This window comes from Paenibacillus sp. FSL R5-0766 (assembly GCF_037971845.1).
In the GTDB taxonomy this organism is placed as follows: domain Bacteria; phylum Bacillota; class Bacilli; order Paenibacillales; family Paenibacillaceae; genus Paenibacillus.
The window spans coordinates 2,513,671-2,528,993 of the sequence record NZ_CP150227.1 but is presented as its reverse complement, the minus strand read 5'-3'; the positions used below and the strand labels follow the sequence as shown (position 1 = coordinate 2,528,993).

The 15,323-nt window shown below is 46.6% G+C and carries 13 protein-coding genes; all 13 read right to left on the bottom strand.

From position 1 onward, the window contains the following. Positions 1-102: 102 nt before the first annotated feature. Positions 103-366, bottom strand: a complete 264-nt coding sequence (locus MKY66_RS11455) for a DUF3243 domain-containing protein (RefSeq protein ID WP_076208865.1) — start codon at positions 364-366, stop codon at positions 103-105. A gap of 161 nt (positions 367-527) precedes the next feature. Further along, positions 528-1,298, bottom strand: coding sequence for a 3-oxoacyl-ACP reductase FabG (gene fabG / locus MKY66_RS11450; RefSeq protein WP_026081137.1), 771 nt, complete (start codon positions 1,296-1,298; stop codon positions 528-530). Between the two features lies 1 nt (position 1,299). Further along, a complete protein-coding gene (locus MKY66_RS11445) occupies positions 1,300-2,580 on the bottom strand; it encodes a pitrilysin family protein (protein WP_076208866.1) in 1,281 nt (426 codons plus the stop codon). A 3-nt stretch (positions 2,581-2,583) separates the two neighbouring features. Beyond that, a complete protein-coding gene (locus tag MKY66_RS11440; RefSeq protein WP_074094590.1) occupies positions 2,584-3,864 on the bottom strand; it encodes a pitrilysin family protein in 1,281 nt (426 codons plus the stop codon). Between the two features lie 126 nt (positions 3,865-3,990). Further along, positions 3,991-4,818, bottom strand: a complete 828-nt coding sequence (gene sleB / locus MKY66_RS11435) for a spore cortex-lytic enzyme (RefSeq protein ID WP_076208867.1) — start codon at positions 4,816-4,818, stop codon at positions 3,991-3,993. Between the two features lie 198 nt (positions 4,819-5,016). After that, positions 5,017-7,755 carry a DNA translocase FtsK gene (locus tag MKY66_RS11430; RefSeq protein WP_076208868.1) on the bottom strand — a complete coding sequence of 913 codons (2,739 nt, stop codon included), beginning with the start codon at positions 7,753-7,755 and terminating at the stop codon, positions 5,017-5,019. A gap of 90 nt (positions 7,756-7,845) precedes the next feature. Beyond that, entirely contained in the window at positions 7,846-8,076 is a 231-nt protein-coding gene (locus MKY66_RS11425; protein ID WP_076208869.1) for a YlzJ-like family protein, read from the bottom strand. Continuing rightward, positions 8,073-8,846: an ATP-dependent Clp protease proteolytic subunit gene (locus tag MKY66_RS11420; protein ID WP_256704107.1), complete on the bottom strand. Its 774-nt coding sequence runs from the start codon at positions 8,844-8,846 to the stop codon at positions 8,073-8,075. The genes MKY66_RS11425 and MKY66_RS11420 overlap by 4 nt, the downstream gene beginning before the upstream one ends. Before the next feature lie 221 nt (positions 8,847-9,067). Beyond that, positions 9,068-10,747 (bottom strand): ribonuclease J, encoded by a 1,680-nt coding sequence (locus MKY66_RS11415; protein ID WP_076208870.1) that lies wholly within the window; start codon positions 10,745-10,747, stop codon positions 9,068-9,070. A gap of 476 nt (positions 10,748-11,223) precedes the next feature. Next, a complete protein-coding gene (gene dapA, locus MKY66_RS11410; RefSeq protein WP_076208871.1) occupies positions 11,224-12,102 on the bottom strand; it encodes a 4-hydroxy-tetrahydrodipicolinate synthase in 879 nt (292 codons plus the stop codon). 47 nt (positions 12,103-12,149) lie between these two features. Next, complete coding sequence (dapG, locus tag MKY66_RS11405) at positions 12,150-13,370, bottom strand: aspartate kinase (RefSeq protein WP_036670402.1); 1,221 nt, start codon at positions 13,368-13,370, stop codon at positions 12,150-12,152. 303 nt (positions 13,371-13,673) lie between these two features. Further along, on the bottom strand, positions 13,674-14,270 hold the full coding sequence (locus MKY66_RS11400; protein ID WP_076208872.1) for a dipicolinate synthase subunit B: 597 nt from the start codon (positions 14,268-14,270) through the stop codon (positions 13,674-13,676). After that, complete coding sequence (gene dpsA, locus MKY66_RS11395; RefSeq protein WP_076208873.1) at positions 14,267-15,166, bottom strand: dipicolinate synthase subunit DpsA; 900 nt, start codon at positions 15,164-15,166, stop codon at positions 14,267-14,269. The genes MKY66_RS11400 and dpsA overlap by 4 nt, the downstream gene beginning before the upstream one ends. Positions 15,167-15,323: the final 157 nt, after the last annotated feature.

Here is a 15,323-nt window from a genome sequence, read left to right as displayed (position 1 = left end):
GTTAATGATATATAAAATGAAAATGAATTACAAGAACAGCTCTGTAATCCGTTTGTAATCATTAGAGAAAAGCCCCCTTGCGGGAGCTCTTCATCTGTAATCTTATGCGTTTTGTTTGGCCAATTTGACCATCAGGGTCGCAATCGTACGACGCTCATCTGCATCGCCGACATCCCATAACTCTTTCAATGCCCGGTTGGAATGGTTCGCCGGATCGACTTTCTCATCAAGGAAGTCGCCGATTTCATACGCAAGTTTGTTGATGGTTTCTTCACTCATCCCCATCTTCTCTGCTTGCAGTACGCGGTCACCCAGGAACTTCTTCCATGTGTCAAAACTGGAGAGCACTGTTTTTTCTGTTGACATGATAAATCCTCCTTAGATGACGCATGAGATTTAAAATCAACAGTTGTAATATGTGCTTTCCAGGCATTTTATATACGAGCTTTTGAAAATAATCCGAAAGACGGCAGCTTCTCAGCAATGTTCACCTATTTCGTTCACAGCCAGTCGAGTTTTCTTGCTTTTTACGTTAACCAACCGCCATTTGGACTGATAATCTGCCCATTGATATAACCCGATTCAGGGAGGGCAAGAAAATAAACCAGTGATGAGATTTCATCAGGTTGAGCAAGTCTTCCTGCCGGAATTTCCTCTTCCAGCATCTTCAGTTCACTCTGATCCAGATGGTTCAGCATGGATGTCTGAACGGCGCCAGGAGCAACGGCATTTACGGTTACTCCGGAAGGTGCGAGTTCTTTCGCAAGCGCTTTGGTGAATGCATTCACCCCACCCTTGGTTGTGGAATACAGCACCTCACAAGAAGCACCAGACAGTCCCCAGATCGACGATACATTAATGATTCGGCCATACCTTTGGGAGATCATGTGAGGCATCATTTCCTGTGTACACATAAACGTGCCTTTGAGATTAATCGCCATCACTTCATCCCAAATCTCCTCTGTAACATCAGACAACATCCCATAGTGCGAGATTCCTGCATTGTTCACAAGGATATCTGGCATGAGATTATGCGACTCGAGCTTCTCACGCATGCGCTCAATCTGTTCCCGGCTGCGAAGATCCGCAGACACGGTCATGATTTTTCCACTGCCCTGCTCCATGCACCGTCTGGCGGCTTCATTCGCTGCTTCATGCGATTTCATATAGTGTATAACAACATTCATTCCCACTCTGGCGAAGCGTTCTGCGATAGCAGCTCCAATGCCACCGCTTGCACCAGTTACCAGTACAGTCATTTCCCCGATTGCCTTCAATTGTCCTGTTCCCCTCTCCATATCAAGGACTCACGACTAGCGATACAGCCAGTTGATCCCAGCGAATATGCTCTCTCAGTCTGAGATTTACATCTTCCAGTGTAATCGATTCATAGAGCGGGAGCATATTGAAAAAATCACCGCCACGGAATTGCTGACGTGTAAATTCATGCGCAATGTTCTCCGGAGAATTGAGCATACGCAAATATCCGCCTATTTTCTTTTTGCGTGCACGTTCAAAATCCGTAGAATCAAACCCTTTTTCTACAATGGCATCCACTTCTTCGCGTATACGCGCGAGCAGTTGATCAGGGTCTTTTGTATCACCACCAATAGCTGAAAACGCATATTGCGGCGAACTGTTATACTCATGTCCAAAGCTGTCCGAGATCAGATCTTCATCGTAGAGCTTCTGGAATAAACGTGTGCTTGAGCCAAATAAAAGATCCATCATCAGTTGTGTTGTCATATCTCGCCGTAACAATTGTTCCCCGGTAAGTCCAACGTCCGTCTCCTTGAATCCAAACAGACATTTGGGCAGTGAAACAGCCAGTTTTGATTCCCGTCTGGCTTCTCCTACCTGCTCAGGCTCCGGTTCGAAGAAACGTTGAATGCTCCCCTGTGGCTTATAATCCTTCTGCTCCTGGTTCGATCGAACCATATCAATGACTTCCTGTGGATCTACACCACCCACCACAAACAAGAGCATATTACTCGGGTGATAGAAGGTGTTATAACACTCATACAACATCTCTTTGGTAATCGTACGGATGGATTCCACCGTTCCTGCAATATCGATATGCACCGGATGTTTCTGATACATGGCTTCGATCAATCCAAAATAAACACGCCAATCCGGATTATCAGCATACATGTCAATTTCCTGTCCAATAATGCCTTTTTCCTTTTCCACGTTTTGATCGGTGAAGTAAGGATTTTGCACAAAGTCGACTAATGTTTGTATATTTTCATTCACATATTCGGTCGCTGAAAACAAATAAACCGTCTGATCAAAGCTCGTAAACGCGTTAGCTGAAGCACCATGAGACGCAAATGTTGCAAAAATATCACCTGTTGGTTCTTCAAACATTTTATGCTCCAGAAAATGGGCAATCCCATCCGGGACCTTCACTTCTTCCTGCCCTTCAACCTGAAAATGATTATCCACCGATCCATACTTGGTTGCAAACGTAGCATACGTTTTCTGGAATCCCGGTTTAGGCAAAATATAGACATGCAGTCCGTTATCCATTACTCCGTAATATAGTGTCTCCTGCAAATGCTCATACCGAATGCTCTCCACCGATTATTCCTCCTTCTCATCCCGCAAGAAATAAATCGTATCCAGACGGAATTGTTCTGCCGCCTCACGCACATCTTCCTTGCTAATATGTTCTACTTGAGCCAACAGTTCTTCAGCCGTTCTTTCTTTGCCAGACAACTGTCGATTGAAGTCATAAGCGATCATCTCAAAAGCAGAATCCTGCATTTCCTTAAGCAGGTTACGGATCATCGCTTTGGTCTGGGACATTTCAAGGTCACTGATTGTACCGCTTTTCATTTCTTCCAGCTGCTGCTTGATGATCGTGACGGCCTTCTCATAATTCGGGATTTCAATCCCGGATTGAATTGTTGCAATGCCCTTATGTCCGTCATATCGCGAAGATGCGTAATACGCGAGGCTTTCTTTTTCACGAACATTGACAAACAGTTTGGAATGAGGATAACCACCGAGGATCCCGTTGTACATTAGTGCTGCTGCATACTGAGGATCTCCATAAGTGATAGATGTACGGAGTCCCATATTGAGTTTTCCCTGACTCACATTCAGTCGCTCAACAACGGTCTCTACTTCCTTATCTCCTCGAACCGCTGCCTGTGTCTGGTAATCAGAGGAGGACGTTCGATCTACATTGAAATGACGCTGAACAAGGTTCTCGACCTCCTCCAGTGTCGTATCCCCTACCACGTACAGATCCATACTCGCCTGCTGCAGCCACTCCTGATAAGATGCAGTCAGTGTGTCGGGCTCTATCCCGGGCAGATCCTTTCGCTCACCCAGTGGGTGAAGACGGTACGGCTCGTTCTTGCACATTTCCTCAATACTGCGTTCTGCGGCATAGCGCATTTTATCATTCACGATGGACTCCAGCTTTTTACGAACCGTCTCTCGCTCTGCTTGTACATAAGACGTCCTGAAATGTCCATTTTCCTGTGCAGGTCGTGTAAGAACCTCTCCAAGGAAGGCAAATGAACGATCCAGTAGCTGCTCATCCCCTCCAACAAAGGAATCATTAATGGTATCCATTCGGAACTGTACAATCTGGTAATCCCCGCGTTTATAGACGTCAAAACCAAAACCTGCTCCATACAGATGCTCCAGTTGCTCACGAAATTGCGTTGTTTCCGGATAGGACTCCGTGCCGCGTCGCAGAACAAAAGGTGTCAGCGCTACTTTGGTTACTGTATCTTCCCGTAAGGGAACTCCTGCATATAGCGATATAGCAAACGTTTTGAAACGTTTAGTCGGAAGCACATGTATACGAAACTCTCTCTTGCTACCTCGTTCGAATCCTGATGTATTCAAATGTCAAAACCCCTTTACGGCGTCATTTATCATGCAATCGTATTAAGCTAAACGTAACAACCATTTTAACCCATTCAAAAGGCAAGAAGCAACCGAAGTCACGCCTTCTGGTTGCTTCCAACATCATCACATACAAAAGATATGCTGTCCGATTGTTTTCACTTGTGGGCGGGTCCAGATCCATTTGGATGTTGCTGTCTTCGGGTTAAAATAATAGAGACATCCACCGGACGGATCCCAACCATTCAGGGCCTGCTCAACTGCCTTTTTGGCTTGTGCGTTTGGTTCCAGATAGATCTGTCCGTCCGCTACAGCCGTAAATGCACCTGGTTGAAAAATTACACCAGAAGGCGTACTTGGAAAGCTAGGTGAATTTACGCGATTCAAAATTACTGCTGCTACTGCGACTTGACCTTCAAACGGTTCACCCCGGGCTTCACCATATACTGCGTTAGCCATAATCTTGAGTTCATTCTCTGAGAGACCAAGGGCATTGGCAGATCCCATATTGTCTTGCTCTTTATCTGCCGTATTGTTGCTGCCTCCACCCCCTCCTGAGGATTCCTTGTGTAGTGGGGGCTCTGTTGGCGACCATTTGGTTGACGCATTGTACAGCTTGAGCTTGGTCTCAGCTCCAACCACACCATCTGCCTTCATGCCAAACTCGGATTGAAACCATTTGACGGCTTTCAGCGTGCTGCTGCCAAAATTACTGTCGATTTTACCATTGTAAAATCCCAGGTACTTCAGACGCCCCTGAAGCTCATATACATCCTGACCGTAACTTCCATATTTCACTGTATTGCTGCTAAACGTAGGCAAGGCCTTTTCTTCTACCTGTGGTGTACGCTCGGCTGAACTTTCAGTTGCTGTATTCCCAGGAAGCAAATAACGAATTCCCAATGCGGATATCAGCAAAATAGCAGTGAAAAGCCATAGGTTCATTTTTCGCATCGACTGTGCTCTACCTTTCTCTTGTGGGATTAACAGAATCGCTAAGGTTATTATGACAAGCCTGCTTGTTTCCTATGCACCAAATCATCCGATCTTTGGAGTAGATGGCAAAACTTCAGTCTGCTGAGCAAGCAAAAAGCCCTCAACCAATAAGGTTGAGGGCTTAAACGATTCGTTGTAACCATGTTTCATATTACACTACGAGCTTATTTTATTCTGCTGATACTGTTCAAGTGAAACCAGTACTTCCCTTGGTTTGCTGCCCTCGTAAGGACCGATTACACCACGGGCTTCCATGGAGTCAATTAAACGCGCTGCACGTGTGTAGCCAACCCGCATACGACGTTGCAACAGGGAGACTGAAGCTTGTTTTGCCTCCAAAATAATCTGTACAGCTTGCTCATATAACTCATCCTGCACTTCATCTGCTGCCTGAATGGAATCATCCACTTCAGGTACAAGGGACTCATCATACTGCGCTTCACCTTGACCACGTACATAATTCACAATATTCTCGACTTCTTCATCGCTCATAAATGCACCTTGTACACGAACCGGTTTTGATGCGCCCATTGGCATGAATAACATGTCTCCACGACCCAACAGCTTCTCAGCCCCACCCATATCCAGAATTGTTCGGGAATCGACTTGGGAGGATACGCCGAAGGCAATCCGCGATGGAATGTTAGCCTTGATTACCCCGGTAATAACATCAACCGAAGGACGTTGTGTGGCAATAATCAGATGGATTCCGGCTGCACGAGCCATCTGAGCGAGTCGTGCAATGGCATCCTCCACATCTCCGGCTGCAACCATCATCAGATCTGCAAGCTCATCCACAATGACAACGATATAAGGCAGAACAGCCGCAGGATTATCTTTCATCAGATTATTGTAACCCTCGACGTTACGCGTGCCTGATTTGGAGAACAGTTCATATCGTTTCTCCATCTCAACCACAATCTTTTTGAGAGCAAGTGACGCTCGTTTAGGATCAGTTACTACTGGTGCCATCAGATGTGGAATTCCGTTATATACGTTCAACTCAACCATCTTGGGATCAACCATCAGGAACTTCACTTCATCCGGCTTGGCTTTGTACAATATGCTGGTAATAATTCCGTTAATACACACCGACTTACCGGAACCTGTAGCACCTGCGACCAGCAAATGGGGCATACGAGCCAAGTTACCAATGATTGTCTGTCCCGAGATATCTCGGCCAAATGCAATGGTCACTTTGGATTCTGCATCCTGGAACGTTGCTGTCTCCATTACCTCACGCATCGTTACAACCGATACCTCGCCATTAGGTACTTCGATACCTATAGCAGACTTTCCGGGAATCGGTGCTTCCATCCGAATATCCTTTGCCGCCAGAGCCAACGCGATATCATCAGTCAGGCTGACAATCCTGCTGACCTTAACACCAATATCAGGCTGAATTTCATACCTTGTAACGGCAGGGCCCCGGACCACTTCAAGCACCTTGGCGCGAACACCGAAACTCTCCAGTGTAGCTTCCAGCTTGCGTGCTGTCTGCATATAATCCTTCTGGTCACCCGCCTTACCCCCATTGTTTGGCTTGGCAAGGAGACGGAATGACGGCAGCTTGTACGGCTTAGGAGGTGGCGGTGGTGGTTTCACCGATTGTGTTTCCTGCCCTTCAGGAGTAAGAGTATCTGTTCCCTGCATTGCATCATTAGGGACTTCTTCTCCACTCTGAATCTCATCCACAGCATTCAACCCGTTCGTACCCGCATCGGATGCAGACCACTCTGTCTCTACCAGTTCATCCGTTATTTTAATGGCATGCTCGCCCTGTTGTACTACGTTTGGATCGGCCAGATCATCCGGGAAAGGATAAGCATCGTCCAGATCATCTTCAATGCTTGCCTCTTCTGCTCTAACGTGCTCGAAAAAGTCTCGAATGATTGGCGCTGAGTTAGGTTTAGCCTGAACAGGAACACGTGATGAAGCTGATTTGTTCACTACGTCTTCAGTTGGATCCTGCCACACCTCTAGATTGTGATCTTGTTCGGCGCGGTATACAATCTGTTCTGTTTCTGCCGATTCGACCTCATCCATTTCACGTCCTGATGTCGCCTGTTCCCGTTTAGCTCCCCATTTTCCGAAGAGTTGAAAGAATATTGGCGCTTTTCGTTTTGGCAGATGCTGTTCCTCTAATTCATCCTCATACTCGTCTTCGTCATCTTCAACAGGCACAGGCACCACTTTACGAGCGTTACCTTTCTTCCTTCCATCAGATGCTGAAACAGAACGTGCAGAGGGCCTCGACTCCAGCTTCTTGTACATTGAACTCCCGGCATCCCAGATCTTGGTTCGGAATATTCGAATCAGATCCACATAAGATAGACTTGTAATCAGCATAAAACTGATGATAAACATGACAATCATGATAAGTCTCGCCCCAAGGCTGCCGAACAACCACAGGAAAAGAGCAAATTGCCCAGCTCCGAGATAACCACCGCTGATGTCCTTGTTAAGCATGGAGTCCCTCTCCCCTGGCGCAGCAGGTGTTAGCAACTCGGTTTGCATATCATTATGTACCTGCGTAATCACAGCACCAGGCTCAAGCGCACCAACCGGAATGAGCTTCTGGTGCATTGCAGAGACAGTACTCATCAAGGTTAAGGCAAAGACCAGCAATACCAGTCCTGTTTTGCGTGTGGTCCAGCCACTCGGCCATTTCCGGTGAATCATCACCATGAGACCATAATAAATACCAACAAGCGGAATCGCAAAATAAAACTTACCAAGCATCAGTCCGAACATCTTGGAAAGCGAACGTCCAACGGTGGCTTCACCCGATAATGCTATGACAGCAAGGGTAATAAGCACAATTCCGTAAATTTCATATTTTAAAACGCCGCTAAAACCAGCGCCCTTTTTTTTCCTCTTTTTTCTTCTGGCCAAAATCAGGTCACCCCCAGAAGAATATTATACCATACAAATATAATCCGTACATATGTTCTTTTTCTGCTCAATTTGTCTGAATTCGTCGCGTTATGCTGGTCCCAAGTTACCCGAAAGCGGGATGGTCGAACCGGGCATATTATCAGGATTCAGATAGGCTTCAAGTGGACAATCCAGCAAACGTACAATAACGGCTTCATTGTCATTAACAGGTCTCACCTGCATCAATAAACCATTCATCTTGATCTCCTTTGTATCTTCTCCCTCTCTCCACATTCCCGACCAGAGTTGTTCCGGGGGCATCACGGTATATAACGTCATTGGGTATAACCTCCCGAATGCAGAGTCTGTCTCTTGTCTCCTATGAGCTGATTTAACTGAGCAATAGCCTGCCCAATCCCGCCTACTGCATCCATCAATCCATATTTCACTGCATCTGCGCTTCCTACAGCTGTACCAATATCCCTATTTAACTCACCGGTCTTAAACATCAGTTCTTTGAACATCTCCTCAGAGATATTTGAATGAGAAGTCACGAACCGAACAACCCGTTCCTGCATTTTCTCCATATACTCAAACGTTTGAGGTACACCAATGACAAGGCCGTTCATCCGAATCGGATGGATCGTCATCGTTGCACTTCCCGCAATCAGGGAATATGTTGAAGCTACAGCAATCGGTACTCCAATGCTATGCCCGCCTCCAATGACCACAGTCACCGTAGGTTTGCTTAGAGAAGCAATCATCTCTGCAATGGCCAGACCCGCCTCTACATCTCCACCTACCGTGTTCAAAATGATCAGTATACCTTCAATGCGCTGATTCTGTTCCGCGGCCACCAGCTGTGGAATGATATGCTCATACTTTGTTGTTTTATTTTGTGGCGGCAAAATCAAATGCCCTTCGACCTGTCCAATAATGGTCATACAGAAAATATTCGATTCACCTGCAGGCGACTGTGTCTGCCCAAATTGCTGAATAGTCTCTGTCACGGGAGAGATGGCCTTTTCCTCCTGAATCGGAATTTCCGGCGCTTCAACTTCCGGTTGATTGGATCTTGACGCCTGCTTGCCATTCATACGTTCATTCATTTCAACAATCCCCTTCTCCAGAAACATTTAATGTATTTCCTTAGTATGGGGATTTTTCCAACCGCCTTATACCCGCTAGCATCAAATTGCTTCACATATTGACCTATTGCAGATCTTCCTGAAAACGCAAAAAAAGCCCCTTCTCTACGAGGAACCGTCCAATATTACTCGTAGAGAAGGGGCGACTGTGTGCCTGAATATATGTTTTTGTTTAGCTTATTTTAAACTTCCATAATGATTGGCAAAATCATCGGTCTACGACGAGTTTGCTCATACAGGAAGCGTCCCAGTGCATCTTTAACATTTGTTTTGAGTGAAGCCCACTCGTTAACGTTCTCACTCATCAACTTCTGCAATGTGCTGCTAACGATCCGGTTGGCCTCATCCAGTAGTCCTTCCGATTCACGTACATACACAAATCCGCGAGAGATGATGTCAGGACCGGAAACAATTTTTCCATCCTGTTTGCTCAGTGTTACCACAACAACAAGGATACCATCTTGTGACAACAATTTGCGGTCACGAAGTACAATGTTACCCACATCGCCTACACCCAAGCCGTCGATCAACACATTACCTGCAGTAACTTTACCTGCTCTACGTGCTGCTCCACCTTGAATTTCAATCACTTCACCGATATCCGTGATGAAAATGTTCTCAGGTTCTACCCCTACAGATTCAGCAAGAACCGCGTGGCGACGCTGCATACGGAATTCACCGTGAATCGGCAAGAAGAATTTCGGTTTCATCAGGTTGAGCATCAGTTTCAGCTCTTCCTGGCTACCGTGACCAGATACGTGGACGCCACTGTTAGCACCGCTGTAATGCACGTTAGCACCCAAACGGAACAGTTCATCAATCGTACGGCCTACATATTTTTCATTACCTGGAACCGGTGTTGCTGCGATAATGACGGTGTCACCTGGCAGGATGTCCACTTTACGGTGTGTGGAACGAGCCATACGTGTCAGTGCTGACATTGGCTCTCCTTGACTTCCTGTGCAGAGAATCACGACACGATCAGCGGCCATCTTGCCTACTTCTTCAGGTTCAATGATCATGCCATCCGGAATCTCAAGATAACCCAGTTCTGAAGCAATACCAACCACATTCACCATGCTGCGTCCGATAACTGCAACTTTACGTCCAGTCACTTCTGCTGCATTGATCACCTGTTGGATACGGTGTACGTTGGAAGCAAATGTCGCTACAACAACACGTTGACTCGCTTTACGGAAGATATCTTCCAAAACGATACCCACATTTTTCTCCGATGGTGTGAATCCAGGTTTCTCAGCGTTTGTACTGTCGGACAACAGCGCTAACACGCCATTTGTTCCGATCTGTGCCATACGCTGAAGATCTGCATATTGACCATTGACTGGAGTATGGTCGAATTTGAAGTCACCTGTGTGAACAACTGCACCTTCCGGTGTTTCGACACATACACCAACAGAATCCGGAATACTATGGTTAGTAGCGAAGAACGATGCTTTCAGAACAGATCCAAGTTGGATCTCGGAATCAGCATCAATCAGAATACGTTTTGTTTCACCCAGCAGATTCGCTTCTTTCAACTTGTTTTCTACAAGTCCAAGCGTAAGTCTTGTTCCGTATACAGGAACATTCAGATGTTTGAGAACATATGGCAGACCACCAATGTGATCCTCATGTCCGTGAGTAAGGATAATTCCTCTTACTTTGTCACGGTTCTCAGTCAGGTAAGAAATGTCAGGGATGACAATATCAATACCAAGCATATCTTCTTCCGGGAATTTAAGACCAGCATCTACGACTACAATGTCGTTGGCGTATTGGATGACGTACATATTTTTACCAATCTCGCCTACGCCGCCCAAAGCAAAAATCATCAGTTTATCGTTATTATTTTTCTTAGACAAATGAATCTAAACCTCCTATGGTAGTTGGACGTCGTACCTTATTATTTATTGTAAGTTAAGAAAAGTAGTCCATACATTACATACCCACCTATCGGGATGAATGCAAAAGAACACCTTTATTCACGATATTTGGAAGAAGTTCTTCGAAGTTATTCCCTTTGACCAACAAGTTGGATTTGAAATTCCCTCTTAGCCGTTCCTTCCTTTTTCACCGCAAAGCTACACCACGAAACGATGTCGCTTTCAATTTCAAAAAAATACCGCACCCAGTCACTTGACATCATTATACATGATTAAAAACAAAAAAAACAAGTCACTCTCTCGTTAACCTGTAGGTTTCCCTTTAGCATTCGAAAAGAAACCTCACATTACTCGTAAAAAAAAGAACCGCAGCCTCGACGAAGAGGAGCGGTTCTTTTGCTGATCTGAAGGATATTCCCATGATTAATAAAATAGTCCATATACAACCAAAATGATTACAAATTAAGCAAACCTTTGATATAAACCTGCTCCTCTTCCGTTGGCGGAATAAGGGGCAATCGTACAGAACCAACGTCTAGACCACGCAATGTCAGCGCATATTTCACCGCTACCGGGTTTGGTAGAGGCTGTGGACACTCAAACAGGCCTTTGAACACTGGGAACAACTGCTGATGAATCTGAGCAGCCTCATGAGGTGCTCCGCCATAGAAGGCATCAATCATTTTCTTCATTTCTGCCCCTACGACATGACTGGCCACACTGACAATTCCATGTGCTCCAACCGCAATCGCCGGTAAGCCTGAAGCATCATCACCGGAATAAACTCTGAAATTCTCTGGAGCACTTGCTGCAATCAGCGTAACCTGCTCCATAGACGCACATTCCTTCGTAGCGACGATATTAGGTATCTGAGCAAGACGAAGTGTTGTCGCTGCTGACAGGCTGGTTACAGTACGCCCAGGCACGTTGTAGAGCATAATTGGCAGCTTGGTGGAGCCTGCAATCGCTTCAAAATGTTTGAACAAACCTTCTTGGCTAGGTTTGTTGTAATACGGAACAACCAACAATATGCCATCCACTCCGGCACGTTCAGCTTCCTGTGTCAAATGGATGGAATGTGCCGTGTTATTGCTTCCCGTTCCGGCTATAATTTTGCACCGACCGGCCGCATGTTTCACTGCAAATTCGAATAATTGAACTTTCTCAGTATCACTAAGTGTTGGAGACTCCCCTGTTGTTCCAGAAACCACAAGCGTCTCCGACTTTTGATCTGCAATCAGATAGTCGATTAGACGTGCCGTTTCCTCCCAATGAATCTCTCCTTGTTCATTGAACGGAGTGACCATTGCTGTAATCAATCTTCCAAAGTCCAATTCGATTCCTCCTTCAAAACAGGTTTGGCTCCTCTAACTTCAGTTATTTACAAATGAAGTTCGAATGAGGCGTGAAGTGCCCTCAGGGCCTGAACCATATCTTCTTTTTTTACGAGCACCCAGATCGTTGTATTCGAATCTGCCGATTGCAGGATCTGAATGTCTGCCAGTGTCAAGGACTCCACGATTCGAGCCATGATTCCAGGTACACCATTAATGCCTCCGCCAATGACGGACACTTTGGCACAACCGGACAGGCTTTGTGGCTTGAGACCTATCTCCTGCAATACCTGTATGGCTTTCTCGGAATCACTGTCAAAAACCGTATAGACAACTCCCGAGGGGGTAACATTAATAAAATCAACGCTGATTGAATTCTCAGCCATGGTTTTGAACACTTTTAGTTGCAATCGATCTGCACCACCACCAGGCACATCCACCGTAATTTGCGTTACATTGCTCACGTAGGCGATGCCTGTTACATAACGGTCAACAATGCCTGTCTGCACATCCTGGAATCCTTCCGGATGCGTAACCAGCGTTCCTTCCGTGTCTGCAAAAGTAGATCTTACCCGCACTGGAATCTGGGATTGCATCGCAATCTCAACCGCACGTGGATGGATTACCTTGGCCCCGTGGTGGGCCATGTTACAGATCTCTGCATAACTCACAACAGTCAGTGGACGTGCATCCTCAACAATTCGCGGATCAGCGGTGAGTATCCCGTTCACATCTGTGTAGATATCCACCATTTCAGCACGTAATGCTGCACCGAGAGCTGTAGCAGACGTATCGCTTCCCCCACGACCCAGTGTCGTGAAGTCTCCGTTCTCTGTCTGCCCCTGGAATCCGGTTACAACAACGACACGGCCGAGCTGAAGCTGCTCCAACACACGAACAGGACGGACATCCAATATCCGGGCATTCCCGAAATTGTCGTCCGTCACAAAACCTGCTTGTGCACCGGTCAGCACTGTAGTTGGAATGCCTTCATGTTCGAGTAAACTGCTCAACGTTGTCGCAGATATGATTTCACCACAGCACAGCAGTAAATCCTTTTCGCGTGCGGATAGTGCGTTTCCGTTCTGTGCAGCCCAGTCCAGCAACGTATCGGTCGCATATGGCTCGCCGCGGCGGCCCATCGCAGACACAACGATGACCAGACTCAATCCTGCTTCAAGTTCACGTTTAACATGACGGAGCACATGCTCTCTCGCCTGAACAGTGGAGAGAGACGTGCCTCCGAATTTCTGTACCATGATACGCATCTTTATTCCTCCATTTGTGTACGCAAGAAGACTGGACACGGGTCAAATCAACAAATGGATCACTCTAGGGAGCGTTCTGATGCGATAATTTCAGCATTTTATACGAGGTCATGACGCATACATTCACAATAGACCCCTCCCGCTTGCTTAACCTGTACTGCCCGCAAGCAGGAATGCCTTATATACAGGAACGTGGACATAGTAGCTGTTCAATCCAGCATATCGTCCCCCATGATTTTCTTTGTCTCTCGAACCCCTTCATTTCTCCAAGCGCATAAACGTTGTCACCAAATCATTGTTCCATCAAGCCTGTGAAGAACGCTCCACAATCATCGGCTGCAACTGTTTGCCCTCAAGAGCACTCCAGCAAGCCTCTGGAATCAATTCCATTTTGGCGACTAACGAGTTTGGTTTTTTCATTGGATCGTCCTGCCCAAATGGCACAAAATACAAGTATTTGGCCACGAGCAATTTGGCGATATTCGCAGCATTCAAGCCCAGACCGTCATTCGTGGAAATCGCGAGCACTAGCGGACGCTGATTGCGCATCTGCGCTTTGGCGGCCATTAGCACTGGACTGTCGGTCATCGCATTAGCCAGCTTGCTTGTTGTATTCCCTGTGCATGGAGCAATCACCAGCACATCAAGCAGCTTGGAAGGCCCTAGTGGCTCCGCTTCAACAATTGTAGAAATGATATCATTACCTGTTATATCTTTCAACTGTTTTTGCCAATTTTGCGCCGTACCAAAGCGTGTATCCGTCGTCAGAACCGAATTCGAAATAATCGGAATGACGTTGGCACCTTCAGCTACGAAGCGGCTAATTACCGGCATAACCTCTTCAAACGTACAATGAGAACCCGTAATTGCATAACCTACCGTTTTTCCCTGCCAGTTCATGATTTAACCTCCCGTGCGTTCTGTTCTTCCAAAAGCAAACGGATCAACGCGTCGGCAATAATGCCGCCAGCCGTTTTGGGAGCAACAATGCCGGGGAGGCCAGGCGCAAGTAGCGCTTTGATACCGCGTTTGTCAGCATACCTGAAATCACAGCCGCCAGGAGCGGATGCGAGGTCGATAATGACAGCCTTTTGCGGCATTCTGGACAGGATTTGTGCTGTGATTATCATAGTCGGTATCGTATTAAAAAGCAAGTCAACTTCCCCGGTCTGAGCGGCCAAATCCGTTGTCATGAAAGGCTTCCAGCCCATTATTGTAGCGCGGGCAGCATCCTCTTCCCGCCTGATTCCCACCCGTACATTTGCTCCAAGTCCCTGCAATGTTTTGGCCATTGTGAATCCTGTTCGACCAATGCCCAGCACAATGCATTCCGAACCATGGATTGTGAAGTCCGTCTCCCGAATAGCTATGGCGATGGCTCCCTCAGCTGTTGGAATAGAGTTGTAAAGTGCAATATCATCACGATCAAGTACTTCAACAAGTCGCAGCCCATTTTCAAGACAAAGTTCGCGCAGGAACGGCTTTGCCATCCCTGTGAACACAATACAATGCTCCGGTAATGCTGCAATATGTTCCTTTTTCAAATAGATCGGTGTGTCACTGAATGAAGTACTTACTTTTCCCTGGTCATCGCAACCGACGACAGGCAGTACCAGTACATCTGCAGAAGCAAACACTTCATCCTCCAGTTCCTGGTGCTCGATCCCTGGAATGGAACGCTCTATTTTATCGAAACCCACCACACTTACCGTTGCATCCAGCTCAGCGCACTTTTGAATGACTTCAAGCTGCCGCGCATCTCCGCCCAGGACTACAATCCGGACTCCGGTCAGCATCGGGACGTCACTCCTTTCACCACATGTATGCCTTATCGTATGCAGGGGCCCACAGGGGGGTGAAAACAATAATTGCATTCCACCGTCCGTTCCTCAAATGTAAAAAAGAGCCGCCCCTTTCAGGGACGACTCTAAAGAATAGGTATATTTACGCTAC